The organism is Dactylosporangium sucinum (assembly GCF_014647515.1).
Classification (GTDB): Bacteria; Actinomycetota; Actinomycetes; order Mycobacteriales; family Micromonosporaceae; genus Dactylosporangium; species Dactylosporangium sucinum.
In genome coordinates this window covers 23068-49107 of the sequence record NZ_BMPI01000013.1, presented here as the reverse complement: position 1 = coordinate 49107, position 26040 = coordinate 23068, and the positions used below count along the sequence as shown (strand labels likewise).

Genomic DNA, 26040 nt, shown 5'->3' with positions numbered 1-26040 from the left:
AAGCGTCTCGGCGCTTCCTCTCGTCCCCGGAACCCCCTCACCAGGGTTCCGGGCACGGGAGCCTCCGCCGCAGCCGCAATCACGCTCCGTCGACAAACACCAGCCGCCGGCCATCCACACACCGTTACCGACAGGAGGTGCAAACGATGACCACGAACACCGCCGACGAGTACTGGCCCTGGGCCGTGCCGTCTCCCCGACCGGCACCCAACCCCGCCACCGGCAACACAGGCGATGGCACTGTGCACGGCCACAGCGCACTGACCCGGGCGACGGCGCTCGAGCGCGCGGCTAGCGACGAGTACCCCGACTGGCTGCACCACATCCGGGGCGCCGCAGCGTGCCGCCGACCGATCCGGCTGGCCGGGCAGATCCACGTCAACGACAAGGCCGGGGAACGCGTCGCCACGTACGACACGGGCGACATGCCCGACGGCGCCATCTACACCCCGTGCGGCAACCGCCGTACCTCGGTGTGCCCCTCCTGCGCCGAGGTGTACCGACGCGACGCCTACCACCTCGTCAAAGCCGGACTGCAGGGCGAGCGGTGGGGGATGCCACCCCTCGGTGAGCACATCGCCCTGTTCGTCACCGCCACCGCGCCCTCGTTCGGGCCGGTGCATCACCGCGTGGTCCAGGTCCACGCCGCCGACTGCCGCCGCAAGGACGGCTGCACCTGCCGCCCCCAACGGTGCCGGCCATTCGGCCGCACCTGCCCCCACGGCATCCAGATGCGCTGCACCGAACGGCACAAGGCCAGCGACAGCAGCCTCGGTCAACCGCTGTGCCTGGACTGCTACGACCACCGCGCCCAGGTCGTGTGGAACCACGAGGCGCCCGAACTGTGGCGGCGCACCATCCAACAGGCAGACCGGCTCCTGCAACGCCTCGGCAAAGCCCACGGCGTCGACCTGCGCCGCCGCTACCTCAAGGTCTACGAATTCCAGGTCCGGGGCGTCATCCACTACCACGCTCTGATCCGCCTCGACGGCTACGACCCCGACTGCCCCGACGCCATCGTCCCCCCGCCGCCGCAGATCACCCGCGACATGTTCGCCGGAGTGGTCCGCGAAGCGTTCGCCACCACCGCCTACACCTCCGCACCCCACCCCGCCAACAACGGCGAAGGCTGGCGGATCGGCTGGGGCGACAAGGGCCTCGACATCAAACACGTCAACACCCCCGGCGAGCAGATGACCCTCACCCAGATGGCGGGCTACATCGCCAAATACGTCACCAAAAGCACCGAGGTCACCGGCCTCGCCCTGCGCCGCGTCGACGACCTCACCGTCGACCTCTACGGCGACCCCACCACCCACGTCGGCCGCCTCATCCGCGCCTGCTGGGACCTCGGCGAACACCCCGACTGGTGGCGGCTACGCCGCTACGCCCACCAATACGGCTACGGCGGCCACATCGCCACCAAGAGCCGCGGCTTCTCCGCCACCCTCGGCCACATCCGCCTCCAACGCACCATCTGGCGCCGCACCGGCGGCTACCCCCACCTCTGGACCGACGACCAAGCCGAACTCATCCTCTACCAACTCGGCTACGAAGCCACCGGCTGGATCACCACCGGCGACGCACTCCTCGCCAACACCGCCGCAGGGCTGGCCCGCGAACGAGCCGACACCGCCCGCGAGGTCCTGGCCGACCAACGCCAGTCGACCACCAACGCAGCACCCATCGCCGCCTGACACGTACGTGTCAACGCGGTGTCCGAACGCGTGGCGAAGGAAGTGAGATGGACACCAGCAAGCTCCTCACAGTGCCGGAGGCAGCGGCGCGGCTGAGGGTCAGTAAGTGGATGCTCTACAACCTGATCCGGTCGCGGCAACTGCGCTCCGTGAAGATCGGCGCACGTCGGCTCATACCGGTCGGCGCGGTCGATGCCCTTGTGACCGTCCTGGAAGAGGAGGCGGCCTGATGGGCACCGTTGTGGCGCTGCCGTTGGCAGAACCGCCCGATGAGCCGACCTCCAGTCCCGGCAAGAAGCCGGCGGCGAAGCGAGGCAGGAAGCGCGGCAACGGCCAGGGTTCGATCTACCAGCGGAAATCGGACGGTCGCTGGGTCGGCGCCGCGTACGTCCTGACCGCTGACGGCACCTACAAGCGCTTCCCGGTCTACGGATCGAGCGCAGAAGAGGTCGAGCGGGCGCTCACGGCGATGAAGGAACGCTCAAACCGAGGGCTGCCAGCGGAGGCCACCGGCTGGACGGTCGGTGCGTACGCCACCTATTGGCTCGATCAGGTGGCGAAGGCGCGACTTCGGCCCCGGACGCTCATCGTCTACCGCTCGATCATCGAGCGGTACGTCATCCCGGTCATCGGCAAGAAGCGGCTCGTACGACTGTCGCCACAGGAAGTCCGGCTGATGCTGGCCAGAGTCGCAGCGACCAAGCGGCCCGGCCGCAAGGGACAGCCCGACGACGATCGTCCGACCGTATCGGCACGCACCGTGCAGCACGTCCATGCCGTGCTGCGGACGATGCTCGCCCATGCGATGCGGGAGGAAGTGGTGAGCCGCAACGTCGCTCGCCTCGTCCAGGTCCCCGCGCCCGAACGGGAGGCGATCCAGCCGTGGACAGACGCCGAAGCTCGGGCGTTTCTCGCCGCAGCTCGCGATCACCGCTGGTACGGGCTGTTCGCTGTGGCACTCGGGCTCGGGCTGCGCAAGAGCGAACTGCTCGGGCTGCGCTGGGCGGACGTCGACCTGACCAGGCGTCAGCTACGGGTGGCGCAGACGTTGCAGAGGGTCCGGGGAGTGGGCGTCGTCTACGGGCCGCCCAAGTCGCGGTCGTCGCGTCGCTCGGTCACCATGCCGATGCTCGTGGTCGAGGCGCTCACCTGGCAGCGGGCGGTCCAGCGGGAGGAACGGGAGGCGGCCGGTGCCGACTGGCAGGAAACCGGCCTCGTGTTCACCACTGCGGCGGGGCGACATGTGGAGGCACGCAACCTGACGACCACGTTCGAACGTCTGATCAAGCGCGCCGGGGTCCGTCCGATCCGGTTCCACGACCTTCGGCACACCTGCGCCACGCTGCTCCTGCTAGGCGGTGTGTCGCCCCGGGTGGTGATGGACATTCTCGGCCACTCGCAGATCGCTGTGACGATGAACACGTACGGTCACGTCTTGCCCGCGATGCAGGATGAGGCGGCCGGGCGGATGGATGACGCCCTGGGGGCGGGGGAGCACGGCGATGACTAAGCGTGTTGCTGTCGCCGTTGCTGTCGGAAGACCTTAGAAATCGACCAGGGCGTATACCTAATCGGTAAACGCCCTGGTCAAGAATTGTACGCCGCGTAGGACTTGAACCTACAACCCGCAGATTAAGAGTCTGCTGCTCTGCCAGTTGAGCTAGCGGCGCCCGGCTGAACGGAGGTAACCCTAGCACGCCCCCCGCGTGCCCCACCAACGAGATACCCCCGCCCCTCCGGCGTGCGTGTCTACTCCTCGTCGTCCTCCCAGAAGAAGTCCGTCTGCGGAGCCTGGTCGGGGTCGTCCTCCATCATCATGTCGGCGTCTGGACCGACCAGCTCGTCAAGCTCTTCGTCGGGCTGGTCCCACGTCACGGGTGGGTTCGGCATTTCCGCTGTCATGGCACACCCCCGGGTACCGGAATGCACTTCCAAACTGGCGGCGGCGACCTACCCGGCGCTCGGCGTCCTAACCGCAACCGGCCAGGTGGAGGCGCGAAGTACCAGCGTCGTGGGCATGAGCAGCTCCTCCGGCGCCCAGTCGCTGGTGGTCGTCGCGCGGCGGAGCATGCCGGCGGCCAGCACGCCCTGCTCGAAGACGCGCTGGCGGACCGTGGTCAGGTCCAGCAATGCGCTCAGCTCGTGGTCGTCGAAGCCGATGACCGATACGTGACGTCCGGTGCGGCGAAGGGCGCTCAGCGCGCCGAAGGCGAGTTCGTCCGATTCGGCGAAGACCGCGGTCGGCGGGTCCGCGAGCGTCAGCAGGCGGCGCATCGCCTGCTCGCCGCCGTCCAGGCCGTGGGGGACGGACATGACCAGTTCGTCGCGGAAGGGGATGCCGGCGGCCGCCAGGGTCTCCACATACGCGCGCCGACGAGCGTGGGCGACGGGCAGGAACATGCTCTGGTCGTTGTACGTCGAGATCATGCCGATGCGCCGGTGGCCCAGCCCGAGCAGGTGCTGCACCGCGGTCGAGGCGGCGGCGACGTCGTCGATGCGCACGCAGCCGGCGCCGGGCACGTGGTGGCCGACGGCGACGATCGGCACGCCCAGGCTGCGCATGGCCGACAACTCGGCGTCGGCGAACTGCATCGCGACGGTGAGGACCGCGTCGACCCGGCGGCGCAGCGGCAGCTGGCCGAAGAAGCGCTGCCGGGCGGGGATGTCGCCCAGGTTGTACAGCAGGAGGTCGAGCGAGTGCTCGCGCAGCACCGACTCGGCGCCGGCGACGATCTGGCCGAAGAACCAGCGGGACGCGTACGGGACGATCACGCCGACCGTGTGGGTGCGCCCGCTCGCCAGGCGGGACGCGATCGGCGAGACGACGTACGACAGCGACTCGGCCGCCTGCAGGACGCGGCCGCGCGTCTCCTCCGAGACGTTGGGCAGCCCGCGGAGGGTGCGTGACACGGTGGCCGTCGAGACGCCGGCCAGCCGAGCCACGTCCTCCATGCTCACGGGCACGGAAGGGTCGGCCACAGGGCGAGGCTAGCAACACAGCGCCCTCCAGCAATATGTCCGGCGTGTTACTCACTCGTTATCGATGAATGCGGCCAAGGGGCTCGACAAACCTCCCCTGCAAACGCTTACATCCGAGGAACACAGCACACCGGTACGCGGGCGGCCAGCCGCCCGGACCGGGTAAGCCCAAAGGAGGCTAACCATGGCCGTCCCCTCGTGGCGGCGTCGGGCGTTCGCGCTCGCCGGTGTGGCCAGTCTGGCCCTCGCGGCAGCCGCTTGCGGCAGTGACAGCGACTCCGGCTCCAGCAACGCCGACAAGCCCGAGTGCGCGCCTTACGCGCAATACAAGGTCGACAAGAAGAAAGAAGTCTCGATCTACGCGACCATTCGCGACGCCGAGGCCGACAAGCTGACCCAGTCCTGGAAGCAGTTCGAGGACTGCACCAACATCAAGATCAACTACGAGGGCTCGGGCGAGTTCGAGACCCAGGTGAAGGTGCGCGCCGACGGTGGCCAGCCGCCGGACATCGCGGTCTTCCCGCAGCCCGGTCTGCTTGCCTCCTTCGTGAAGAGCAAGAAGCTCAAGGAGCTGCCGGCGCCGGTCAAGGCCAACCTCGACAAGAACTGGTCGAAGGACTGGGCGAAGTACGCCACGGTCGACGGCAAGGTCTACGGCGTGCCCATGGGCGCGAACGTCAAGTCGCTGGTGTGGTACTCGCCGTCGCTCTTCAAGGAGAAGGGCTGGAAGGTCCCGAACACCTGGGACGAGATGATCAAGCTCAGCGACGACATCGCCGCGAGCGGCATCCAGGCGTGGTGTGCGGGCATCGAGTCCGGTGACGCCACCGGCTGGCCGGCCACCGACTGGATCGAGGACATCGTCCTGCGCGACCAGGGTCCGGAGACCTACGACAAGTGGGTCAACCACGAGATCCCGTTCAACGACCCGAAGATCTTCTCGGCCGCCGAGCGCACCGCGTCGATCCTCAAGAACCCGAAGTACGTCGGCAACCCCAAGACCATCGTCACCACCTCGTTCCAGGAGGGTGGCCTCCCGGTCAAGGACAAGAAGTGCGGCCTGCACCGCCAGGCGAACTTCTACTCCAACCAGTGGCAGAAGGGCACGAAGGTCGCTGAGGACGGCGACGTCTTCGCGTTCTACTTCCCGGCGCTGGACCCGGCCAAGGGCAAGCCGGTCCTCGTGGGCGGCGAGTTCGTCTCGGCCTTCTCGGACCGCGACGAGGTCGTCAAGGTGCAGACCTACCTGGCCTCGGCCGAGTGGGCGAACAGCAAGGCCAAGCTGGGCGACTGGATCTCGGCCAACAAGGGCCTGGACACCAGCAACGTGACCGGCACGATCGACAAGCTGTCGGTGACGATCCTGCAGGACCAGGCCACCGTGGCCCGGTTCGACGGCTCCGACCTCATGCCCGCCGCGGTCGGCTCGAAGTCCTTCTGGACCGGCATGACCGACTGGATCAACGGCACGAAGGACACCAAGGCCACGCTGGACTACATCGAAAGCACCTGGCCCAAGTAGCGAACTGAGGTCCGGGTCCGGCGCCACGCACGACGGCGCCGGACCCGGCTGGTCGGAGGACACCCCATGGAATACGACTTCTCCGAAGACGTCGCCAAGATCTGGCCTGCGCTCGCCTACATGGGTGGGTTCATCGTCGTGGTCGGCGCGTTGTTGTTCGTGCTCGACATCCTGCCCAGATGGGGGAAGGGCAAGGAGCGGCTGCAGATGGCCGGGTTCCTCGGCCCGGCGCTCGTCCTGCTCGGTGCGGGCCTGGTCTACCCGCTGGTCCGCACGGTGTACCTGTCGTTCTTCGACGCCAGCAGCCAAGAGTTCGTCGGCATCGACAACTACAAGTGGATCTTCACCAACGACGACACGCTGCTCATGCTGCGCAACACCCTGATCTGGGTCGTCTGCGTGCCGCTGCTGTCCACCGCGTTCGGCCTGATCTACGCGGTGCTGGTGGACAAGGCCCGCGGCGAGGGCATCGCCAAGTCGCTGATCTTCATGCCGATGGCGATCTCACTGGTCGGCGCCGCCATCATCTGGAAGTTCATCTACGCCTTCCGTGAGGCCGACCAGGAGCAGATCGGCCTGCTCAACCAGATCCTGGTCTGGGTGGGCCTGGAGCCGCAGCAGTTCCTGAGCAACTCGCCGAGCAACACGTTCTACATGATCATCATGCTGATCTGGATCCAGGCCGGCTTCGCGATGGTCATCCTCTCTGCCGCGATCAAGGCCATCCCGGGCGAGATCGTCGAGGCGGCCCGGCTCGACGGCGCCAACCCGTGGCAGATGTTCTGGCGGGTGACCATGCCGTCCATCCGGCCGGCCGTGGTGGTCGTCGTCGTGACCATCACCATCGCGACCCTCAAGGTCTTCGACATCGTCCGGACGTCGACGGGCGGCCAGTTCAAGAGCAGCGTGCTCGCCCTGGAGATGTACAACCAGGCCTTCCGGGCGTACGAGAACGGCCACGGCTCCGCCCTCGCGGTGCTGCTGTTCATCCTCGTCATCCCGATCGTCATCTTCCAGGTCCGTCAGCTGCGGCACCGAACGGAGATCCGATGAGCAGCACCGTCAGCACCGACGCTCCCGAGGCCGGCCCGCTCGACCGGCCCGAGCAGAGCACCATGGCCAGCCGGGTGCGGCGCAAACTCAACACGCGGGTGGCCAGCGTCGTCTCGATCATCATCGCGATCGTGTGGACCATCCCGACGTTCGGCCTGTTCGTGTCGTCGCTGCGGCCCGAGAACGACATCAAGACCACCGGCTGGTGGACGTTCTTCAAGAACCCCTCGCTGACCCTCGAGAACTACAACGAGGTGGTCTTCGGCACGTCCGCAACGTCCGGCCAGCTGGCGAGCTACTTCATCAACTCGCTCGTCATCACCGTGCCGGCGGTGCTGTTCTCGGTCAGCCTGGCCGCGATGGCCGCCTACGCCCTGTCCTGGCTGAACTTCCGCGGCCGGGACTGGATCTTCATCGGCGTGTTCGCCCTGCAGATCGTGCCGATCCAGATGGCGCTCATCCCGATGCTGAAGCTGCTCAGCGGCTTCACCGACCTGGGTGGCGGGTTCTTCGCGGTGTGGTTCGCCCACACCTGCTTCGGCCTCCCGCTCGGCGTGTTCCTGCTGCACAACTTCATGTCCGAGCTGCCGAAGGACCTCTTCGAGGCGGCCCGGGTCGACGGCGCGGGCCCGGCGATGACGTTCCGGCGGATCGTCCTGCCGCTCATCGCGCCGGCGCTCGCGTCACTCACCATCTTCCAGTTCCTGTGGATCTGGAATGATCTTCTGGTGGCCCTCGTCTTCACCCAGGGTGTGGACTCGCGGCCGCTGACCGTCCGGCTGGCCGAGCTGGCCGGCACCCGGGGCAACGACTGGCAGCGGCTGACCTCCGGCGCGTTCGTGTCGATGGTCATCCCGCTGATCGTGTTCCTGTCCCTGCAACGGTATTTCGTACGCGGCCTGCTGGCCGGTGGAGTCAAGGGGTGAGTCAGCTGGTCTGGTGGCGCGATGCCGTGATCTATCAGGTCTATCCGCGGTCGTTCGCCGACGCGGACGGTGACGGCCTCGGCGACCTGCGCGGCATCACGTCGCGCCTCGACCACCTGGTCGAACTGGGCGTCGACGCCCTCTGGATGTCGCCGTTCTACCCGTCTCCGCAGCACGACGCCGGGTACGACGTCGCGGACTACCGCGACGTCGACCCCCGGTTCGGCACGCTGGCCGACTTCGACGCGCTGGTCGCCGCGGCCAAGGAGCGCGGCCTGCGGGTCGTCGTCGACCTGGTGCCCAACCACACGTCGAGCGACCATGTCTGGTTCCAGGAGGCGCTCGCCTCCGAGCCCGGCAGTCCGGCGCGCGACCGGTACCACTTCCGCAAAGGCGGCGGCGTCGACGGCGAGCTGCCGCCCAATGGGTGGCAGAGCGTCTTCGGCGGCCCGGCCTGGACCCGCGTGCCCGACGGCGAGTGGTATCTCCACCTGTTCGACACCAGCCAGCCGGACCTCAACTGGGACCTCGCCGAGGTCCGCGCGATGTTCGAGGACGTGCTGCGCTTCTGGCTCGACCGGGGCGTCGACGGCTTCCGCGTCGACGTGGCCCACGGCCTGATCAAGGAGAGCGGCCTGCCCGAGTGGACCGAGGCGCAGGTGCCGATCACCAGCCCGGGCGCCGAGCACCGCACCCCGCCGATGTGGGACCAGGACGGGGTGCACGAGGTGTACCGCTCGTGGCGCCGCGTCCTGGACGGTTACCCCGGCGACCGGATGATGGTGGGGGAGGCCTGGGTGGCGCCGGCCGAGCGGCTGGCCCGCTACGTGCGCCCCGACGAGATGCACCAGGCGTTCAACTTCAACTACCTCATGGCGCCGTGGACGGCCGCCGACCAGCGCGCCGCGATCGAGTCCAGCCTGGCCGGCGTCGAGCCGGTCGGCGCGATCTGCACCTGGGTGCTGTCCAACCACGACGTGGTCCGGCACGCGAGCCGGCTGGGCTTCGAGCCCGGCTACTCCACCCAGGGCGGCATCGGGATCGGCGACCGGCAGCCCGACGAGGCCCTCGGCCTGCGCCGCGCCCGCGCGGCCACCCTGCTCATGCTGTCGCTGCCCGGTTCGGCGTACCTCTACCAGGGCGAGGAGCTCGGCCTGCCCGAGCACACCGCGCTCCCCGACGACGTCCGCCAGGACCCGACCTGGTTCCGCTCGAAGCACGAGGTCCGCGGTCGCGACGGCTGCCGCGTGCCGGTCCCGTGGCAGGCCGGGGCCCCGTCGTACGGCTTCGGCCCGGGCGCCGCGTCGTGGCTCCCGCAGCCGGCCGACTGGGACCGGTTCGCCGCCGACGCCCAGCGCGAGGTCCCCGGCTCGACCCTGAGCATGTACGTCGAGGCCCTCCGGCTGCGCCGCAAGCACGCCCTCGGCGGCGGCACCCTCGCCTGGTCCGGCGAGGGTGACGATCTGGTCGATTTCCGCAACGGCGGCGTCCGGGTGATCACGAACTTCGGGCCGGTGCCGGTGCCGCTGCCCGCAGCTGAGGTGCTGCTCGCGAGCGCGGACCTGGCGGCCGACGGCACGCTGCCCCCGGACACCACGGCTTGGCTGCGGGCGTGACACGACCGGCTACGGTGGCGGGATGAGCGCAGTCTTCGCGTGGTTGCACGCCTATCTCGCCACCGTCGTCGACGCCTCGACCCTGGAGCTCGGCGGCGAGGTCGCCAAGCGGCGCCCGCGCACCAGCGGCAGCCTGATCGGCGGCTGCTGCTGCGCAGTGGTCGTGATCGTCGCGGTCGTGGTGGCCATCATCGTCATGCGCCGGCGCCGCCCGCGCCAGTAGCGCTCAGGTTCCCGCCAATTCCGGCCGATTCGGACCGATGGGGAGGTTGCGGTCCCATCGGGAAGGGAACCATGCTGCCATGGCGCGAGTCCTGCTCATCGACGACGACGCGGAGATCCGGGAGACGACGGCCATTCGTCTCCAGATCGGCGGCCACCACGTGATCACCGCGGCGAGCCCCCAGGAGGCGCTCACGATGGCCGCCGAGCACCCACGGTTCGACGTGGCGGTGCTCGACCTGCACCTGCCCCGGGCGGACGGGGACGAGCTCCTCGACCTCCTGCGGGCCAACCGGGCCACGGCCGGCCTCCCGGTGGTGTTCTACAGCGCGAACGCGTCCCACGCGACGTCGGTGCACGGGCTGTCGCTCGCCGACACCGGCCTGACCAGCGGCCGCCCGCTGAACAACCTGCTGGCCACCATCAACTGCCTGTCCCACTGAGCAACCGCCCGGCAACCCACCGGGCACGCAGGGCGCACCCGAGCGAACCGACGCTTGAGGCTCCAACGTCGTCGGAGCTGAAGGGGTCTGCCTCATGCGTGTTTCCCTCCGTGCCGCGCTCGTCGCCGCTCTCGTCGCCGGAGGGGTGGCGGGGCACGGGGCGCCGGCCGTCGCGGCACCGGCCGAAGGGACCGTGCTCGGGGCCGGTGAGCAGGGGGCGATCCGGGACCGGTACATCGTCGTCTTCAAGGACGGGGTCGACCCCACCACCACCGCGGCGAACGCCAGCAGGCTCGCCACGAAGTTCGGCGGCAAGGTGCGCCGCTCGTTCAGCCGGTCGCTCAACGGGTTCTCCGCGCAGCTGACCGAGCGGCAGGCCAGGCGGCTCGCCGCCAGCCCGCTGGTCGACTACGTGCAGCAGGACAAGACGGTCCGGCTGGCCGACACCGAGTACTCGGCGCCGTGGGGCCTCGACCGGATCGACCAGGCCACCCGGCCGCTCAGCGGCACCTACACCTACACCACGGTCGCCGCGAACGTCACCGCCTACGTGCTCGACACCGGCGTCCGGACGACGCACAACGACTTCGGCGGGCGGGCCCGGTCCGGCTACGACTTCGTCGACAACGACACGGACGCGAGCGACTGCCACGGCCACGGCACGCACGTCGCCGGCACCATCGGTGGCAGCACCTACGGGGTCGCCAAGCAGGTGCAGCTCGTCGCCGTCCGCGTGCTCGACTGCGCCGGCTCGGGCAGCTACGACGGCATCATCGCCGGCATCGACTGGGTGACCGCCAACGCGCAGAAGCCGGCCGTCGTGAACATGAGCCTCGGCGGCGGCGCGAGCGCGCTGCTGGACCAGGCCGTGCGCAGCTCCGTCGCCTCCGGCCTCACCTACGTGGTGGCCGCGGGCAACAACAACGTCGACGCCTGCACGGTTTCCCCCGCTCGTACCGCGGAAGCCGTCACCGTCGGCGCGATCGACGCGACGGACACCCGGGCCTCGTTCTCCAACTACGGGTCCTGCCTCGACATCTTCGCCCCCGGCGTCGGGATCACCAGCGCCGGCAAGGCCTCCGACACCGCCACCGCGGTCATGAGCGGCACCTCGATGGCCAGCCCGCACGTCGCCGGGGTCGCCGCGCTGTACCTCGCGAACAACCCGTCGGCCGGCCCGGCCACGGTGCGCGACGCGATCGTCGGCAACGGGGTGACCGGCCTGGTGACCAACGCCGGCGCCGGCTCGCCGAACCGCCTGCTCGTCACCGTCGGCACGCCGGTGCCGGAGTCTGCGGTCGTCACCCCGGTCGTCGCGCCCCCGTGCAACGTCAGGAGCAACGGCACCGACGTCGCCGTGCGCGACCGTGGCCAGGGCGTCAGCGTCGTCGCCGTCACCGGCTGCGCCGGCAAGGCGTCGCGGGCCACCCGGGTCGAGGTCCACGTGGTCCACCCGAAGCGCGGCGACCTGGTCGTCGAGCTCGTCGGGCCGGGCGGCACCGTCAAGCGGCTCAAGGCGGCCAACAAGCGGGACAAGGCCGCCAACCTCAACGCGGTGTACACCGTGAACGTCTCGACCAAGAACAAGAACGGCACCTGGAAGCTGCGGGTGCGCGACACCGTCAAGGGCGGTGCGGGGTACCTCGACAGCTGGACCCTGACCGTCTGACCGCTCCTCGAACAGACGCCGGTCGACCTACCACGGGGTAGGTCGACCGGCGTCCCGCTATACGGTGGCGCGCCGCTCCACGGTCTCGACCAGGCGCTGCGCCACCGTCGTGAGCGGCAGCTGCAGCCGCGCCGCCGTGCTGCGCAGCACCTCCAGCGCCGAGTCGGCCGAGCAGGCCCGCTGGACCATCATGATCCCCACGGCCCGGTTCACCGTCTCCCCGTCGGCGAGCGCCTCCTGCAGCTGGGCGTGGGCCCCCGCCTGGCGGCCCCGGTCGAGCACGGCCGACAGCAGCAGCCCGGCGTGCTCGGCGACCAGCATCGCGGTCAGCCCGACGTCGGTGGTGAACCGGCCGGCCGCGGCCGAGTAGACCGTCAGCGCCCCGATCACCTGCTCGTCGATGTCGACCGGCACGGTGAGCACCCCGCGCACGCCCGCCGCCAGCGCCCGCTCGCGCCACTTCGGCCACCGGGTGTCGACGGCCAGGTCGTCGCTCAGGATGAGATCCCGGGCCCGGATGGCCTCCAGCGAGGGCCCGGTGCCGCTGTCGTACTGGCTCTCGAGCAGTCCCTCCGGCAGCCCCGTCGACGCCGCCGCGGTCGACGGGCCGCCGGCCCGCACCAGGGTCACCGCGCACCACGACGCCCCGTCGACGAGGTCCGCGGCGGTGTCCACCAGGTCCTCCAGAGCCTCGTCCAGGTCGTCGCTGGCGATGAGGCGGGCGGTGAGCTGGCGCAGCACCGCGGCGATCTCCACGGTGTGGAGGTCAGTCACATTTCCCCCTTCGGTACCGCGGGCGCACACGCACGAGGGGCGGCACCCGCAACCGGGGTGCCTCCTACCCCACGACCGAAGATCCCAACCAACCGCTAGCCGTCCAGCAGCGCCCTCCGCAGTCCCTCGAGCGTGCGGCTCAGCAGCCGGGACACGTGCATCTGCGAGATGCCCAGGTCGGCCGCGATCTGGGCCTGGGTGCGGTTGCCGTAGAAGCGCAGCGACAGGATCCGGCGCTCGCGCTCCGGCAGCCGGGCGATCAGCGGCTTGATCGCCTGCCGGAACTCCACCCCGTCGATGTCCCGGTCGTCGTCGCCGAGCACGTCGGCGAGCGTGCCCGCGTCGTCGTCCCCGCCGAGCGGGGCGAACAGCGAGACCGGCCGGTACGCCGACGACGCGACCAGCGCCTCCAGGATCTGCTCCTCGTCGACCCCGAGGTGCTCGGCGACGTCCTTGGGCGTCGGCGAGCGGCCCAGCCGCTGGCCGAGCGTGTCGCGGACCCGGTTGATCTCGATCCGCAGCTCCTGCAGGCGGCGCGGCACGTGCACGCCCCAGCCCTTGTCCCGGAAGTACCGCTTGAGCTCCCCGACGATCGTGGGCGTCGCGTAGCCGCCGAAGTCGGTGCCGTAGTCCGGGTCGAAGCCGTCGATCGCCTTCATCAGCCCGAGGGCGGCCACCTGGCTCAGGTCGGCGGGTGACTCGCCCATGCCGTGGAAGCGGCGGGCCAGCCGGTCAGCGAGCGGCAGGCTGTGCTCGATCGCCCGCTCCCGCAGCGCGCCCCGGCGCGGGTCGCCGCGGTCCATCGCCGCCGCCTGGCGCAGCAGCTCGTTGACGGTCGTCCACTGGCTCGGCGGGTCGTTGCCCGCCTCGTCCGGGTCGGACTCCGCGACCGGCGGCGAGCCGGGCGGGGGGTCGTCGTACGCCCGCAGCTGCTTCGCCGCCCCGATGATCTCCAGGACGTCGAGCACCAGGTCGCTGGCGCCGGGGGCGCGCAGTGCGCCGCCCCGTTCCTGGGCCTCCAACTGGGCCCGCAGCAGGGTGTCGGCGGCGGCGCAGTCGAGCAGGCGCAGCCGGGAAAGGTCGACGGTCAGTTGTTTCTGTCCGGCGTCGAGGCGCTCGAACAGCGCCACGCGCAGATCGAGGCTGGCCGCGTAGTCGAGAATTCCCGAGGGTCGCAGCACTTCGTCGTCGCCATTGCGCCAGGTCTCCAGTGAAAGTACCGAATCACTTCGGACTTTTTCTATGGGCATTGTCTCCATGGTGGAGACTCCCCCCTATCCCATCGCATTGCGGGGCAAGCGATTCGCTGTTGAGCGTGCGGTCACGGACGTGGGCGGATTGGCTTTCCGCATCACTGTACGCACGGCGAAGTCGCCGATTTCCATGCGAAAGGGTGACCTGGCGGGTGAGCTTTTCCCCTTAAATTCGAATGGTCGCCCAGACCACTTTGCCGTCCGGCACCGGGGTATATCCCCAGCCGGCGGTGAGCGCGTCGATCACCAGCAGTCCGCGACCGTCCTCGCGCAATGAGTCGTTGGTCGCGCCGGGCCGCGGCGGGTCCGCGCTGTGGTCGCGGACGGCCACGTGCAGCAGCCGCCGGCGCAGCGCCACGCAGACCTCCATCTCGGTCCGGGCGTGCCGCACCACGTTGCTGACCAGCTCGGTGACGACGAGCTCGGCGAGGTCCTTGACGTGCGACACGTCCCACAGGTGGCAGGCGCGGTCGACGAGGTGCCGGGCGGCCGCCGTGGCGTCGACCATCGGCTGCAGGGTCGCCCGGAGGCGGCGGGGCGCGGCGGCCTCGGGCCGGTGCGCGAGGGCCGCGTCGGTGGTGGGGAACAGCGGCACGAGCCGCACGACGGCCATCCGGTCCAGGGCCGAGGCCAGCGGCGGGGGAGCGGCCGCCAGGGTGACCGCGCTGCCGGGCCAGGCCGCCGCGTGCTGGGCCAGCGCCGGCAGTACCGTCAACGCCACGTCGTCCTGGTGACGCAGGTCGGCGACGTCCAGCACGATCACCGACGGCTCCGTCGCCAGGCACCCGATCACGGCGGAACGCAGCGACGGGCAGCTGTCGACGTCGAGCACCCCGCCGAGGCGCACGACGGTCGCGTCACCCCGGCGCTCGATGCTGGCCCGCAGGCCTCCCGCCCTCATGGGGTGATGCTCTACCCGCCCGCGGCGTTATAAACACCACGGGCGGGCAGTTGGAGCGAAATGAGTACCTCAGACCGGGGCCGGCACCTTCGCCGCGCCCCAGGCCCGCATGCACAGCTCGGCCACGTGGGCGTCGGTGAGCGGGGCGAAATTGATGTAGTAGAGCCCGAGCGCGTGGAACTCCCGCGGGCTGTGCATGTCGATCACCGCGTCGACGTCGGCGGCGAGCAGGTCGACCGACTCCGCCGCGCACACCGGCGCGGCGAACACCAGGTGGGCGGGCTTGCCCGCCCGCAGGGCGCGCGCCGCCGCCCGCGCGGTCACCCCGGTGGCGAGGCCGTCGTCGACGACCACCACCACCCGGCCGGCCACGTCGGGGGCCGGTCGCGACCCGCGGTAGCGCTCCTGGCGACGGCGCAGTTCCACCCGCTCCCGCTGTACCGCGGGACCGAGATCGCTGGCGTTGAGCCCGACGGCGGCGAGCGCGCTGCGGTCGAAGACCGGCGGCCCGTTCTCCGCGATCGCGCCGACACCGTGATCCGCCTGCCACGGCAGGCCGATCTTGCGCGAGATCACCAGGTCGAAGTCGGCGCCGATGGTCTCCGCCACCGCCACGCCGACGGGTGCGCCGCCGCGGGGCAGGCCGAGCACTATCGGCGGCTGTTCGCCGGTCGGGCGCCTTGAGGCCATCGAGAGCTGCCGCAAGTGAGCCGCGACCGCGGTGCCGAGCATGCGTCCCGCGGCCGTCCGGTCCGCGAAGCGCTCGTGTTCAGGCGGCCACATGGTCGTGATCCTTCGTCACTTGTGCGGCCCGCAGGCCATCGATCCGCATCAAGCGGACACCCCCTTCACTCGCGCGGTGGGGCCGGCGTCTCACCCGTCCGTCCCCGTCGTCGCTCTGCCGCGACACGCCGCGTCGGGGCGAAGCCTACCCCTCGCTGACCTGCGAAAACGCCTCTTTGCGCTAACCCGCGCGGGGTGATCGGCCCGGTGGCACGATCGAGCGTGAACAGTGCGGCGCGGGGTTACCGTGGTGAAGGATGTGCGGGTGAACTCCTCGATCGCGGTCTTCGACATCGACGGCGTGGTGGCCGACGTCCGCCACCGCCTGCACCACCTCGACCACCGCCCGAAGAACTGGTCGCGCTTCTTCGCCGCCGCGGGCCGCGACCCGGCCCTGGCGACGGGCGTGACGCTGGCCCGCGAGTACGCCGCCTCCCACGTCCTCGTCTGGCTCACCGGCCGCCCGGAGCACCTGCGCACGGTGACGACGGACTGGCTGCACCGCCACGAGCTGCCCGCCGAGCTGTTGTTCATGCGCCCGTCGACCGACCGCCGGCCGTCCCGCGACTTCAAGGCCGGCCAGCTGGCCCGCCTGGCCCGGGAGTCCCCGATCGAGATCGTGGTGGACGACGACCCGGAGGTGATCGCGAAGCTGCAGGGGCTGGGCTACCCGGTCCGGCTCGCGGACTGGGTCCCGCACTCGTCGACCCTGGAGGCCGCCCAGGAGCGCGAGGGCCGCACCTGACCCGCGCTGCGCTCGTGACCCCGGACGCGGCCGACGTGCGGCCCGGCCGGCCCGGGTGGGTCAGGAGGAGGCCGGCGCCCGGGCCGTGAGCACCGCCGGCAGCGCGTCGGCCGGCATCGGGCGGGCGAACAGGAACCCCTGGGCCAGCCCGCAGTCCAGCTCGCGCAGCACCGACGCCTGACCGGTGGTCTCGACGCCCTCGGCGACCGGCTGCAGGTACATGCTGCGCGCCAGCTCCACCACCGCCCGGAACAGCGCCCGGTCCTGACGCTCCTCGATCCGGGACACGAACCCGCGGTCGATCTTCAGCACGTCGACGGGGAGGGTGCGCAGGTAGGCCAGCGACGAGTACCCCGTCCCGAAGTCGTCGATCGCGATCCGCACGCCGAAGGCGCGCAGGCGGGCCAGCCGGCGGCTCACCTCCGCCGTCTCCTCCAGGGAGGCCGTGACCAGGACCGTCTCGGTGATCTCCAGGACCAGGGCGGCGCCGGCAGGCCGGTGCGCCCGAGGGTGGCGAGGACCTCGTCGGCGAACCGCGGGTTGCGCAGCTGGCGGCCCGAGACGTTCACCGTCACCGAGATGCCGTGCGCGGCGTGCCACTCGCGGGCGTCGGTGCAGGCCTGTTCGAGCACCCACGAGCCGATTCGGCCGATGAGGCCGATCTCCTCGGCGACCGGCACGAAGAGCGCGGGGGAGACCGGGGTGCCGTCCGGGGCGCGGAAGCGCAGCAGGGCCTCCACGGCGGTGACCCGGCCACTGTGGACGTCGACGACCGGGCGGCGCCACGCACCGGTCCGGCCTTATGCCCGCGTTGCGCTACCTATAGTACGTTTCATGGAGATTCGCCGGGATGTCGACCGCACGTCGCGGCTCCTCCTGGCGGCCGCGGTCCTGCTGGTCCTGTCCGGCCTGGTGGTCGGCGGGTCGGCCGCGTGGCAGTGGTGGAGCCGCATCCGGCAGGTCCACAGCGCCCAGGAGCGGCTCGCAGGCGTGCTGGACGAGCGCTGGGCGAGCGGCGCCACGCCGCCGCCCGTGCCGCGGGCCCCGGCCGCGCTGCCGTTCGGCGGGGACGGCGCGGGACGCGGGCGGCACGCCCCGCCGGTCCCGCTGGCCCGGCTGCACCTGCCGACGCTGGGCCGCTCGCTCGTCGTGGTCGACGGCGCCGGCGAGGCCGACCTGCTGGAGGGCCCCGGCTACATCCCCGGCACCGCCCCGATCGGCGCGGCGGGCAACACCGGGATCGCCGGGCATCGCTATCCGGGCGTCTTCTGGGACCTCGACCGGCTGCGCATCGGCGCCCCGGTGGTGCTCGAGACGCGCGAGACCTGGCTCGTGTACCGCGTGATGGACGCGAGCATCGTCCGCCCCGACCAGAACGAGGTGCTCGGCCCGCCGCCCGGCGGCGCCGCCCCCGTGCTGACCCTGGTCACCTGCGAGCCCAAGCTCTCCACCGAGCAGCGGCTGATCCGCCAGGCCACCCTGGTGCGCCGGGATCCGCACGACGGTCCGAGGCCGGCGGAGCTCGCCACGGGCTGACGGTCACGCAGTGTCGTCGCACGCCACCAAATCGCAACGAATCTCCTTCACCGCCCCGCGGTGATGCCGATTGTCCCGGTGGGTTCGTCCCGATGTGTGCGTGTGTCCCCGCGGGGGTCGAAAGGAGCGCCTGGCCGTGAGCGAGTTGGGTGACATTGTTCAGGAGTTCCTCGTGGAGTCGCACGAGAACCTGGACCAGCTGGACCGGGACCTGGTCGCGCTGGAGGCCCAGCCGGGCTCGCGCGAGCTGCTGTCCTCGATCTTCCGGACCATCCACACCATCAAGGGCACGTCGGGCTTCCTCGCGTTCAACCGCCTGGAGAAGGTCACGCACGTCGGCGAGTCGCTGCTGTCGCGGCTGCGCGACGGCGCCCAGGGCATGACGCCGGCCACCACTGACGCGCTGCTGCGGATGGTGGACACGGTCCGCGGCCTGCTCTCGGAGATCGAGGAGCACGGCCAGGAGGCCGAGGGCGACGACTCCGGGGTCATCGCGGCGGTCAACGCCTGCATCACCGACGACTCGGGCGCCTCCGCGGCGACTGCGGGCCGGGCGGCCGCGGCTCCGGCCGGGCGGGCCGCCGCACCGGCCGCGGCCGCTCCCGTCGTCGCCGAGCCGGTCGTGGCAGCGATCGTTGCGGAGCCGGTCGCCGTCCAGCCGGTCGTGATCGAGGCCGACGTCGTGGTCGTCGAGGCTCCTCAGGCCGCCGAACCCGCCGCCGCTCCTCCTCCGCCGCCCGCTGCCGCGCCGCCACCGCCGCCCGCTGCCGCGCCGCCACCGCCGCCGGCCGCCGCAACGGCCGCCACGCCCCAGCCGACGCCTGCCGCTGCCGCAGTGCCCGCCGCCGCAGCTCCCGCAGCTCCCGCCGCAGCCGCACCGCCGCCCAAGCCGCCAGCCGCAGCCGCACCGCCGCCGCCCAAGCCGCCCGCGGCGAAGCCGACGCCAGCCGCGCCGGAGTCCGGCGAGGAGGCCACGTCCCGCCGCAGCGTCGCCGACCAGTCGATCCGCGTCGACGTCGACCTGCTCGACAAGCTCATGAACCTCGTCGGCGAGCTCGTCCTGACCCGCAACCAGCTCGTGCGCGCGATCGGCGCGGTCTCCGACCCCGGCATGACCCGCACCGGCCAGCGGCTCAACCTCATCACCTCCGAGCTGCAGGAGTCGGTGATGAAGACCCGCATGCAGGCCATCGACCACCTGTGGTCGAAGCTGCCCCGGGTCGTGCGCGACCTCTCCTCGACGTTCGGCAAGCAGATCCGGCTGGCCCAGGAGGGCAAGGAGACCGAGCTCGACCGCTCGCTGCTGGAGGCGGTCAAGGACCCGCTGACCCACCTCGTGCGCAACGCCGTCGACCACGGCATCGAGACCCCGGAGGACCGGGTCGCCGCGGGCAAGCCGGCCGAGGGCACGCTGACCCTCCGCGCGTACCACGAGGGTGGCCACGTCATCGTCGAGGTCCGCGACGACGGCGCCGGCATCGACCCCGACAAGATCGCCCGGATCGGCGTGGAGAAGGGCATCGTCTCCCGCGACCAGCTCGCCACGATGGACCGCCGGGAGATCCTCGGCCTGGTCTTCAAGCCGGGCTTCTCCACCGCGAAGGCGGTCACCAACGTCTCCGGCCGGGGCGTCGGCATGGACGTGGTGAAGACCAACATCGAGCGCATCGGCGGCGCGGTCGACGTCGACTCGGTCGTCGGCCAGGGCACCATCTGGCGGCTGACGATCCCGCTGACGCTGGCGATCATCCAGGCCCTCACGATCGAGTGCGGGCAGGAGCGGTACGTCATCCCGCAGGTGGCCGTCCACGAGCTGGTCTACCTCGACGGCCAGGCCGGCCGCGTGGTCGAGCACGCCATGGGCGCCCCGGTCTACCGGCTCCGCGGCAAGCTGCTGCCCCTGGTGTACCTCGACGACACGCTCGGCCTGGCCCGCGACGGCGAGCACGACACCGACGTCTACGTCGCCGTCCTGCAGGCCGAGGGCAAGCGGTTCGGGCTGGTCGTCGACCGGGTGCTCAACACCGAGGAGGTCGTGGTCAAGCCGCTGACGTCGCGGTTCAAGGACATCGGGGTCTACGCCGGGGCCACCCTGCTCGGCGACGGCCGGGTCGCGCTGATCCTCGACGTCGCCTCGCTCGCCCGGCGGGCCCACCTCGCCGCCGGCGGCGAGCGCACCGACGCGGACACCACCGTGCGCCGCGGCGGGGACAACGCCGACCGGCTGCTCATCGCGGGCGTCGGCGACCGGCGGGTGGCGATCCCGCTCGACATGGTCACGCGGCTCGAGGAGTTCCCGGTCGAGCGGATCGAGCGCACCGGCAGCCGCGAGGTCGTGCAGTACCGCGACCAGATCCTCCCCGTGCTGCGCCTGGCCCACCTGCTCGGCGCCTACGAGACGGAGCCCGGCCCGACGGTGCCCGTCGTGGTCTACACCGAGAACGGCCGCTCAGTCGCGCTCGCCGTGGAGAAGATCATCGACATCGTCGAGGAGGGCCTCGACGACTCGCGCCGCGACTTCGGCGACGACGGCCTGCTCGGGTCGGCCGTCATCCAGCAGCGGGTCACCGAGCTGCTCGACGTGCGGCGGGCCATCCTCGCCGCGGACCCGCTGTTCCACACCGAGATGGACCCCTACGAGCAGCACGACCCGTACCAGAGCGCCAACGAGGCCGAGTACGCCTCCTACCAGCCCGCCGGAGCCTGACCATGGCCAGCCGTCAATACGCCACCTTCGAGGTCGCCGACCAGCTCTTCGGCCTCGACGTCGCCAAGGTCCAGGAGGTCCTCTCCTTCGACCAGTACACGCCCGTGCCGCTGGCCCCCGAGTCCGTCGGCGGGCTGTTCAACCTGCGGGGCCAGGTGATCGCCGCGGTCGACCTGCGGGTGCAGCTCGGCCTGCCGCCCCGCACCAAGAGCGCCGAGCCGGCGATGAACGTCATCGTGAAGACCGACGAGGAGTCGGTGTCCCTGCTCGTCGACCGCATCGGTGAGGTGGTCACGCTGCAGGACGACACGTTCGAGCCGCCGCCGGACACCCTGACCGGCCCGAGCCGCCAGCTCATCACCGGCGCCTTCAAGCTCGACGGGCGGCTCATGCTCGCGCTGGACACCAACAAGGCCGTCAACACCAACCCGCCCGGCTCCGCCAACCGCGAGGAATAGCCGACCATGAGCTGGTTCACCAACCGAAGCGTGCGGGCGAAGGTCATCGCGGCCATCGCCGTAGGCGGCGTCGTCACGGTGCTCATCACCGTCGCCGGCCTCAACTCGCTGAGCAACGCCAACGACACCATGCGGCAGTTCACCGCGAAGAACAAGCAGTTCGTCGCGCTGGCCGACATGCGGCAGGGCATCTCCGACATCCTCGGCGCCCTGAACACCGAGCAGCAGAAGGCCGCGGACACCGCGCTGGCCGGCGCCGTCGAGCGGTACCGCGCCGGCGCCCCCGCCGACCGCGACGACGAGCTCACCGCCATCGAGCAGGGCGCCGACGGCTACCGGTCGGTGCGCGACAACGAGGCCAACCCGGTGATCGCCAAGGGCGACCTGGTCGGCTACGTCACGATCATGACGGCCAAGGGCCAGCCCCAGCTGCAGAAGGCGACCGACGCGATCGGGCACCTGCAGGACCAGGACATCGCCGAGGCCGAGCAGTGGCGGGCCACCGCCGAGCAGGACTACGAGCGCAGCCGGATGCTGATGATCCTGGCCGCCGTGGTCGGCCTGCTCGCCGCGTTCGGCATCGGCCTGTGGGTCACCGCGCTGGTGGTCGGCCCGCTGCGGCGGGTCGCCGAGGTGCTCCGGGCGGTCGCCGGCGGCGACCTGAGCAGCAAGGTCGAGGTGCGCAGCACCGACGAGGTCGGCGTGATGGCCGAGGCGCTCAACAAGGCCACCGACAGCATGCGCACGACGGTGCACACGATGGACCAGACGGCCTCGTCGCTGGCCACGTCCGCGAACCAGCTCACCGGGATCAGCGCGCAGATCGCCTCCGGCACCGGCGAGGCCAGCAACCAGGCCAACGTGGTGGCGGCCGCGGCCGAGGAGGTGTCCCGCAACGTGCAGACCGTGGCGGCCGGCGCCGACGAGATGGGCCTGTCGATCCGCGAGATCGCGCAGAACGCGAGCGAGGCGGCGAAGGTCGCGTCCCAGGCGGTCATGGCGGCCGAGTCGACCAACCAGGCCGTGAGCCGGCTGGGCGAGTCGTCGACCGAGATCGGCAACGTGGTCAAGGTGATCACCTCGATCGCCGAGCAGACGAACCTCCTCGCGCTCAACGCCACCATCGAGGCGGCGCGGGCCGGCGAGGCGGGCAAGGGCTTCGCGGTCGTCGCGAACGAGGTCAAGGAACTGGCCCAGGAGACCGCCCGGGCGACCGAGGACATCTCCCGGCGGGTCGAGGCGATCCAGGCCGACACGACCGGCGCGGTCGGTGCGATCGGCGAGATCAGCCAGATCATCTCGCGGATCAACGACTACCAGCTCACCATCGCCTCCGCGGTGGAGGAGCAGACGGCCACGACCAACGAGATGAACCGCAGCGTCAGCGAGGCCGCGACCGGCTCCGCCGAGATCGCCACGAACGTCTCGACCGTCGCCGCGGCGACCCAGAACACATCACGGAGCGTGACGGAAGCGCAACGGGCCGCCTCGGACCTGTCGCGGATGTCGAGCGAGATGCGGTCGCTCGTCGCGCGGTTCACGATCTGAACCGCCGGTCGGGCTACGCTCCCGGGGTGACGCAGGGCAACGGCCGGGCGTCACCCCTGACCCTTTCGGTGGACAGACCCGGGTGCAGGTGCGTTGCAGACTAGTTGCCATGTACAGCCTGGTTAGCGCCCCCGTTCTCGGCTTCGACCTCTCCCGCCTGCAGGGCGGATCGGCCGCGGCCGACGTGCTGCTGCACGGACTGACGCTTACGCAGAGTGATCTCGACGCGGTCGCCGCCGCCCGCGCCGACGACGACTGGGACCGTGCCGATCTCTGGCGCGACGTCGACGCCGCCGCCCAGGAGCGGCGCACCGCCGTCGCCGACGCCGGCACCCTGACCGTCATCGAGCGGGCGCCGCTCGGGACGCTCGACGGGCTGCTGCACTGCCTGCGCTACGACGTGCTCGACTGGACCTGGGGGAAGCGCCCGGCCCAGCCGACCATGCCGGCGCCCCACGCCCGCGCCCCGCGGCAGCGGCAGAGCCCGGTCGCCAGCAAGGCCACCGGCGTGCTCTCCGACGCCGCCGCGGCCGCCTACCTGCGCGAGCTGCTCTCCGACGACTCCCGGCGGCGGCTCAGCGCGCCGTGGACCGCCGCCGTGCGCGCCCTGCCCGAGCGCGAGCACGACCTCGGCCCGCAGGCCGGCGACGTGCGGCGACTGCTCACCCGCGTCGGTGCGCTGACCCGCACCGAGATGCAGCAGCTGAACAAGGTCACCGACAGCGCGCGGCCCGGCCTGTCCGACTGGGCGCCCGCGGTGCACTCGGCCTCCTGGGCCGTCTTCCTCTCCGGCCGGGTCCGCTCCGGCGCCGCCGCCCAGCTGCTGCTGGTGCAGGCCCTCGACCGCTCGGGCGTCCCGGTCGCCGACCGCGCCGGCGGGGTGTGGAACCTGCTCAGCGGCGCCGTCCAGGCCCTGATGGTGCGCGACCTGCTGGACTCGGCGACCGCCCGCCGCCTGCTCGACCCGTACTTCACCGCGATGGGCCCGCTCGCCTCCTGAAAAGCACCCTTGCCGCCCCTGTCCGGAATGAACCGGGCAGGGGCGGTTCTTTTGGGAATTTCCTTATCGCCGTCTACGCCGCGCCGATTAGCCCGCTGGAACGTGACGGGCCTCGTAACGCTGGGCCCCCGGTGCTGGAGGCAAGGGCGCGTGATCTCGGTTCTGGTCGTGGACGACTCGGTCGTCGTCCGCCGTCTGATCACCGACGCGCTCGGTGACGACCCGGAGATCCGCGTGGTCGGCACCGCCCCCAACGGCAAGGTCGCCCTGACGAAGATCGAGCAGCTGCGGCCCGACCTGGTGACGCTCGACATCGAGATGCCCATCATGGACGGCCTGGAGACGCTGCGCGCGATCCGGGCCAAGTACGCGCGGCTGCCCGTCATCATGTTCAGCACCCTGACCGCCGCCGGCGCGACCGCGACCCTCGACGCCCTCTCCGCCGGCGCGAGCGACTACGTCACCAAGCCGGCCAACGTCGGCAGCGTCGCGGAGAGCATCCGCTCGGTCCGCGAGCAGATCATCCCGCGCATCCACGCGCTGTGCGGCGGCCGCCGGGGCGCGATGGCCCCGCCGCTGCGCCCCGCCGGTCCCGCCGGCCCGTCCGGTCCCGGGCGCAACCACGGCGTCGCGCCGCCGCTGGCCCGGCCGGGCGGCACCCCGCTGCCGGGCGGGGTCCGCCCGCCGAGCGCGCCGCCGGCCGGCGCGCCGTCGGGGGCACCGATCCGCGCCACCGCGCGCGGCGGGACCGTCGAGATCGTCACGATCGGCTGCTCCACCGGCGGCCCGGACGCGCTCACCTCCGTGGTGCGGGCGCTGCCGGCGGGCCTGCCGGTGCCGGTCGTCGTGGTCCAGCACATGCCGCCGGTCTTCACGAAGATGTTCGCCGACCGGCTCGACCGCACGGCCGCGCTCAACGTCGTCGAGGCGACCGGCGACCTGCCGGTCAGGGCGGGGACGGTGTACATCGCGCCGGGCGACTTCCACATGGAGGTGCACCGCCGCGGTACGGAGGTGGTGACGAAGCTCAACACCGGACCGCCGGAGAACTTCTGCCGGCCGGCCGTCGACGTGCTCTTCCGGTCGGTGGCGCGGGTCTACGGTGGCGCCACCCTCGCGATCATCCTGACCGGCATGGGCCAGGACGGGAAGCGGGGTGCCGAGCAGCTGCGCTCGGCCGGCGCCGAGATCGTGGCGCAGGACGAGGCGACGTCGGTCGTCTGGGGAATGCCGGGAGCGGTGACGCAGGCGGGCCTGGCACACGCCGTCCTGCCGCTCGGCGAGATCGCGAACCATCTCATCAGCCGTACCGCAGGTGGTCGCGGTGCCAAGTCCATGGAGGTGACCCGATGACCTTGACTGCCCAGGAGTTCGCCTTCATCAGCGGTCTCGTCCGGCGCGACGCCGCGATCGTGCTGGAGGCCGGCAAGGAGTATCTGGTCGAGGCGCGGCTGTTGCCGCTCGCCCGGCAGTCCGGGCTGCCCACCGTCTCGGAGTTCGTCAACCTCGCCCAGCTGCGACCGGAGCCGGAGATCCACCGCAAGATCGTGGACGCCCTGACCACGAACGAGACGTCCTTCTTCCGCGACGGCGAACCCTTCAAGCAACTGGTGCACACGGTGCTGCCGGACCTGCTGGCCCGGCGGGCCGCGGCCCGCACGATCAAGGTGTGGTCGGCGGCGAGCTCCAGCGGGCAGGAGCCCTACACGCTGGCCATGGTGCTGCAGGACAACCTGCCGCCGGGCTGGACGTTCGACATCATCGGCACCGACATCTCCACCGAGATGCTCACGCGCGCCGAGGCCGGGCAGTACACGCAGCTCGAGGTCAACCGCGGCCTGCCGGCGCCGCTGCTGGTCAAGCACTTCGAGCGCAACGGCGCCCACTGGAAGGTGGCCGCGACACTGCGCAAGAACGTGTCGTTCCGCCGGCTCAACCTCGCGGCGCCCTTCCCGCCGATCGGGCCGTTCGACATCGTGTTCATCCGCAACGTGCTGATCTACTTCGACGTCCAGACCAAGCGCCAGGTCCTGCAGCGGGTCGCCGGCACGCTGCGCCCGGACGGCTGGCTGTTCCTGGGCTCGGCCGAGACGACGATCGGCATCGACGACCGGTTCGAGCGGGTCGTGGCCGGGCGCACGTCCGCCTACAAGCTGCGTACCGGGCCGAAGACCGCCGCTCCTGTGAGCGCCGTAGGAAAGGGGTGAC

At 71.2% G+C, this 26040-nt stretch carries 24 protein-coding genes, 1 tRNA gene and 1 pseudogene; 18 read left to right on the top strand and 8 right to left on the bottom strand.

What is annotated here, in order from left to right:
- Positions 1–146: 146 nt before the first annotated feature.
- Genes IEZ31_RS15410 through IEZ31_RS15400 form a run of 3 tightly spaced genes read left to right on the top strand, consistent with a single transcriptional unit; the run spans position 147 to position 3207 of the window.
- Entirely contained in the window at positions 147–1697 is a 1551-nt protein-coding gene (locus tag IEZ31_RS15410; RefSeq protein ID WP_190250535.1) for a replication initiator, read from the top strand.
- A 47-nt stretch (positions 1698–1744) separates the two neighbouring features.
- A complete protein-coding gene (locus IEZ31_RS15405; RefSeq protein ID WP_190250534.1) occupies positions 1745–1927 on the top strand; it encodes a helix-turn-helix domain-containing protein in 183 nt (60 codons plus the stop codon).
- On the top strand, positions 1927–3207 hold the full coding sequence (locus tag IEZ31_RS15400; protein ID WP_190250533.1) for a tyrosine-type recombinase/integrase: 1281 nt from the start codon (positions 1927–1929) through the stop codon (positions 3205–3207). Before IEZ31_RS15405 ends, IEZ31_RS15400 begins: the two co-directional genes overlap by 1 nt.
- 87 nt (positions 3208–3294) lie before the next feature.
- On the opposite strand, the gene IEZ31_RS15395 is transcribed toward IEZ31_RS15400, so the two are convergent.
- The 3 genes from IEZ31_RS15395 to IEZ31_RS15385 all read right to left on the bottom strand — a co-directional run bounded on the left by IEZ31_RS15395 (position 3295) and on the right by IEZ31_RS15385 (position 4676).
- Positions 3295–3367 (bottom strand) — tRNA-Lys (locus IEZ31_RS15395).
- A 79-nt stretch (positions 3368–3446) separates the two neighbouring features.
- The gene (locus IEZ31_RS15390; protein WP_190250532.1) at positions 3447–3587 is read right to left on the bottom strand and encodes a hypothetical protein; all 141 of its coding nucleotides are present in this window, start codon (positions 3585–3587) and stop codon (positions 3447–3449) included.
- A 60-nt stretch (positions 3588–3647) separates the two neighbouring features.
- On the bottom strand, positions 3648–4676 hold the full coding sequence (locus tag IEZ31_RS15385; protein ID WP_373294598.1) for a LacI family DNA-binding transcriptional regulator: 1029 nt from the start codon (positions 4674–4676) through the stop codon (positions 3648–3650).
- Positions 4677–4860: 184 nt separating this feature from the next.
- Here IEZ31_RS15385 and IEZ31_RS15380 point away from each other — a divergent pair, with 184 nt between their 5' ends.
- The 7 genes from IEZ31_RS15380 (at position 4861) to IEZ31_RS15350 (ending at position 12127) form a co-directional block, all read left to right on the top strand.
- On the top strand, positions 4861–6198 hold the full coding sequence (locus IEZ31_RS15380; RefSeq protein ID WP_190250531.1) for an ABC transporter substrate-binding protein: 1338 nt from the start codon (positions 4861–4863) through the stop codon (positions 6196–6198).
- A gap of 66 nt (positions 6199–6264) precedes the next feature.
- A complete protein-coding gene (locus IEZ31_RS15375; RefSeq protein WP_190250530.1) occupies positions 6265–7251 on the top strand; it encodes a carbohydrate ABC transporter permease in 987 nt (328 codons plus the stop codon).
- Positions 7248–8177: a carbohydrate ABC transporter permease gene (locus IEZ31_RS15370; RefSeq protein WP_190250529.1), complete on the top strand. Its 930-nt coding sequence runs from the start codon at positions 7248–7250 to the stop codon at positions 8175–8177. Before IEZ31_RS15375 ends, IEZ31_RS15370 begins: the two co-directional genes overlap by 4 nt.
- On the top strand, positions 8174–9793 hold the full coding sequence (locus IEZ31_RS15365; protein ID WP_190250528.1) for a glycoside hydrolase family 13 protein: 1620 nt from the start codon (positions 8174–8176) through the stop codon (positions 9791–9793). Before IEZ31_RS15370 ends, IEZ31_RS15365 begins: the two co-directional genes overlap by 4 nt.
- Before the next feature lie 22 nt (positions 9794–9815).
- Positions 9816–10016, top strand: coding sequence for a hypothetical protein (locus IEZ31_RS15360; protein WP_190250527.1), 201 nt, complete (start codon positions 9816–9818; stop codon positions 10014–10016).
- Between the two features lie 79 nt (positions 10017–10095).
- The gene (locus IEZ31_RS15355) at positions 10096–10458 is read left to right on the top strand and encodes a response regulator (RefSeq protein ID WP_190250526.1); all 363 of its coding nucleotides are present in this window, start codon (positions 10096–10098) and stop codon (positions 10456–10458) included.
- 94 nt (positions 10459–10552) lie between these two features.
- A complete protein-coding gene (locus IEZ31_RS15350) occupies positions 10553–12127 on the top strand; it encodes a S8 family peptidase (RefSeq protein ID WP_190250525.1) in 1575 nt (524 codons plus the stop codon).
- Positions 12128–12184: 57 nt separating this feature from the next.
- Here the strand turns inward: IEZ31_RS15350 and IEZ31_RS15345 are convergent, their stop codons facing one another.
- The 4 genes from IEZ31_RS15345 to IEZ31_RS15330 all read right to left on the bottom strand — a co-directional run bounded on the left by IEZ31_RS15345 (position 12185) and on the right by IEZ31_RS15330 (position 15838).
- Positions 12185–12901: a GAF and ANTAR domain-containing protein gene (locus IEZ31_RS15345; RefSeq protein WP_190250524.1), complete on the bottom strand. Its 717-nt coding sequence runs from the start codon at positions 12899–12901 to the stop codon at positions 12185–12187.
- A 95-nt stretch (positions 12902–12996) separates the two neighbouring features.
- Positions 12997–14151 carry a SigB/SigF/SigG family RNA polymerase sigma factor gene (locus IEZ31_RS15340; protein ID WP_505661126.1) on the bottom strand — a complete coding sequence of 385 codons (1155 nt, stop codon included), beginning with the start codon at positions 14149–14151 and terminating at the stop codon, positions 12997–12999.
- 169 nt (positions 14152–14320) lie between these two features.
- The gene (locus IEZ31_RS15335) at positions 14321–15055 is read right to left on the bottom strand and encodes an ATP-binding protein (protein ID WP_190250522.1); all 735 of its coding nucleotides are present in this window, start codon (positions 15053–15055) and stop codon (positions 14321–14323) included.
- Between the two features lie 69 nt (positions 15056–15124).
- Positions 15125–15838, bottom strand: a complete 714-nt coding sequence (locus IEZ31_RS15330; RefSeq protein ID WP_190250521.1) for a phosphoribosyltransferase — start codon at positions 15836–15838, stop codon at positions 15125–15127.
- A gap of 265 nt (positions 15839–16103) precedes the next feature.
- On the opposite strand from IEZ31_RS15330, the gene IEZ31_RS15325 reads away from it, so the two are divergent.
- A complete protein-coding gene (locus IEZ31_RS15325; RefSeq protein WP_229835070.1) occupies positions 16104–16583 on the top strand; it encodes a phosphatase domain-containing protein in 480 nt (159 codons plus the stop codon).
- A gap of 60 nt (positions 16584–16643) precedes the next feature.
- Here the strand turns inward: IEZ31_RS15325 and IEZ31_RS56600 are convergent.
- Positions 16644–17323, bottom strand: a pseudogene (locus tag IEZ31_RS56600) (EAL domain-containing protein).
- A 94-nt stretch (positions 17324–17417) separates the two neighbouring features.
- On the opposite strand from IEZ31_RS56600, the gene IEZ31_RS15310 reads away from it, so the two are divergent.
- The 7 genes from IEZ31_RS15310 (at position 17418) to IEZ31_RS15280 (ending at position 26039) form a co-directional block, all read left to right on the top strand.
- Positions 17418–18119 (top strand): sortase, encoded by a 702-nt coding sequence (locus IEZ31_RS15310; RefSeq protein ID WP_190250519.1) that lies wholly within the window; start codon positions 17418–17420, stop codon positions 18117–18119.
- Positions 18120–18255: 136 nt separating this feature from the next.
- On the top strand, positions 18256–20826 hold the full coding sequence (locus IEZ31_RS15305; protein WP_190250518.1) for a chemotaxis protein CheW: 2571 nt from the start codon (positions 18256–18258) through the stop codon (positions 20824–20826).
- Between the two features lie 2 nt (positions 20827–20828).
- Complete coding sequence (locus IEZ31_RS15300; protein ID WP_190250517.1) at positions 20829–21284, top strand: chemotaxis protein CheW; 456 nt, start codon at positions 20829–20831, stop codon at positions 21282–21284.
- A 6-nt stretch (positions 21285–21290) separates the two neighbouring features.
- Positions 21291–22832, top strand: coding sequence for a methyl-accepting chemotaxis protein (locus IEZ31_RS15295; RefSeq protein WP_190250516.1), 1542 nt, complete (start codon positions 21291–21293; stop codon positions 22830–22832).
- A gap of 109 nt (positions 22833–22941) precedes the next feature.
- Positions 22942–23832 carry a hypothetical protein gene (locus IEZ31_RS15290; RefSeq protein ID WP_190250515.1) on the top strand — a complete coding sequence of 297 codons (891 nt, stop codon included), beginning with the start codon at positions 22942–22944 and terminating at the stop codon, positions 23830–23832.
- A gap of 150 nt (positions 23833–23982) precedes the next feature.
- Positions 23983–25185 carry a protein-glutamate methylesterase/protein-glutamine glutaminase gene (locus IEZ31_RS15285; protein WP_190250514.1) on the top strand — a complete coding sequence of 401 codons (1203 nt, stop codon included), beginning with the start codon at positions 23983–23985 and terminating at the stop codon, positions 25183–25185.
- Entirely contained in the window at positions 25182–26039 is an 858-nt protein-coding gene (locus IEZ31_RS15280) for a CheR family methyltransferase (RefSeq protein ID WP_190250513.1), read from the top strand. The genes IEZ31_RS15285 and IEZ31_RS15280 overlap by 4 nt, the downstream gene beginning before the upstream one ends.
- Position 26040: the final 1 nt, after the last annotated feature.